The following is a 2,068-nucleotide window of genomic DNA, read 5'->3' as shown; positions in this document are numbered from 1 at the left end:
CTCGCGCATCCTGCTGGAAATGACGTCCGATTCGATCACCTCGACGCTGGGCAACATCGGCCACGCCTTCGCGCAGGTCACGCCGATCCCGACCATCGATCGCGAAAACCGCACCGTCGCCATCAACCTGCAGGTCGTGCCGGGTCCGCGCGTCAACGTGCGCCGCATCCTCTTCAAGGGCAATACGCGCACGTCCGACGAAGTGCTGCGCCGCGAGATGCGCCAGTTCGAAGGCAGCTGGTTCTCGCAGGTGGCCGTCGACCGCTCGCGCGTGCGCCTGCGCCGCCTGGGCTATTTCGAGACGGTCGATGTCGAGACCACCCCGGTGCCGGGAACGTCCGACCAGGTCGACGTGGTCTTCAACGTCAAGGAAACCACGTCCGGCAGCTTCGTGTTCGGCCTGGGTTATTCCCAGCTCTCCGGCCTGACCACCTCCATCCAGCTGTCGCAGAACAACTTCCTCGGCGGCGGCAACCGCGTATCGGTGGAAGCGCAGCGCAGCGATTACCTGCAGCGCTATTCGTTCTCGTACACCAACCCGTTCTTCACCGACGAAGGCATGTCGCTGGGCTACAACCTGTGGTGGCGCGAGTTCGACTACTCGGACTTCAATACCGCGCAGTACTCGACCACCAGCGCCGCGGCACAGGGTGTGCTGGGCCTGCCCATCACCGAGAACGACACCGTCTCGCTGCTGTTCGGCGTCGACAGCAATGAAATCCTGACCTTCGGCGGATCCACGCCGTCTTCGATCATCGACTACATCAATGCCGTCGGCCAGCGCACCTTCCATGCCTGGCGCACGGAGCTTGGCTGGGCGCGCGACACGCGCAACGACTACTTCATGCCGACGGGCGGCACCTACCAGCGCGTGTCGGCGGAAATCGCGCTACCGGGTTCCACGGTCGAGTACTACAAGCTCAACTACGAGTTCTCCAAGTACTGGTCGATCAGCCCGGCGCTGGTGCTGAACACGCGTGCCGAGATCGGCTACGGCGACAGCTACGGCTCCGACATCTACCGGTACATCTGCCGCGCGAACGGCTCGGATCCGCAGATCCCAGGCCAGGGCACCACCACGCCGCCGGCCGCGGATGGCACGTGTGCGGATGGCGGCACCCTGGACCGCACCCTGGTGGCAACCGGCCTGCCGTTCTTCGAGAACTTCTATGCCGGCGGTACGCGCTCGGTGCGTGGTTTCCGCGACAACACGCTGGGTCCGCGCTCGGAGGTCATCTCGGGCTATCGCGGCCAGCCGCTGGGTGGCTCGCTGAAGACCACCGGCTCGGTGGAACTGATCTTCCCGAAGCTGTTCGATTCCAACGCGGCGCGTATCGCGGCGTTCTTGGACTTCGGCAACGTGTTCGACGGCGTGGACAACTTCGACGCCGGCCAGTTGCGCGCCTCCACGGGCATCTCGCTGCTGTGGCGCGCGCCGGTCGGTCCCATCTCGATCAGCTACGCCTTCCCGATCAAGAAGGAAGAGGGCGACGAGCTCGAGCGGTTGCAGTTCACCTTCGGCGGCGCGTTCTGACGCGGGCTTCCGGTCCGGCATGACGACCTGACGGGGGGGCGCAAGCTCCCCGTCTTCGTTTCCACCATACGCCCCCGTGGAGCGGTTCCAGGGCGGTGGGGCTAAACTACGCGCCCTATGACCCTGCCCTCCTTCACTTCCGGCGACTTGGCCGCCCGCTTCGGACTGGAGCTGCGCGGCGACGCCGGCCTGCCCATCGAGGGCGTGGCGACACTGGCGCGTGCCGAGCCGGGCCAGCTGGCGTTCCTCGCCAACAGCCGCTATCGCGCGCAGCTGGCGGACAGCCGGGCCAGCCTGGTGGTGCTGCGTGCCGAGGACGCCACCGATGCGGCCGGCACCGTGCTCGTCGCCAAGGACCCCTACACCGCGTTCGCGAAGATGGCGGCGCTGTTCGAACACAAGTCCGCCCGCGCACCCGGCATCCACCCGAGCGCGGTGGTCGATCCCAGCGCGCGGATTGCGCCGGGCGCGCACGTCGGCCCCTTCGTCGTGGTCGGCGCACGCAGCACGCTCGGCGAAGGCAGCGTGCTGGGC

At 66.9% G+C, this 2,068-nt stretch carries 2 protein-coding genes; both read left to right on the top strand.

Annotation, left to right across the window (positions count from 1 at the left end):
• On the top strand, positions 1-1,534 hold a 1,534-nt coding region (gene bamA / locus AC04L7_RS17425), incomplete at its 5' end, for an outer membrane protein assembly factor BamA (protein WP_475513534.1).
• A 117-nt stretch (positions 1,535-1,651) separates the two neighbouring features.
• Positions 1,652-2,068, top strand: a 417-nt coding sequence (locus tag AC04L7_RS17420) for an LpxD N-terminal domain-containing protein (RefSeq protein WP_475513533.1), incomplete at its 3' end; no start/stop codon positions are given.

The sequence above is a fragment of the Pseudoxanthomonas sp. LjRoot204_2 genome, assembly GCF_056175765.1.
This window is presented reverse-complemented; position numbering and strand designations above follow the sequence as displayed.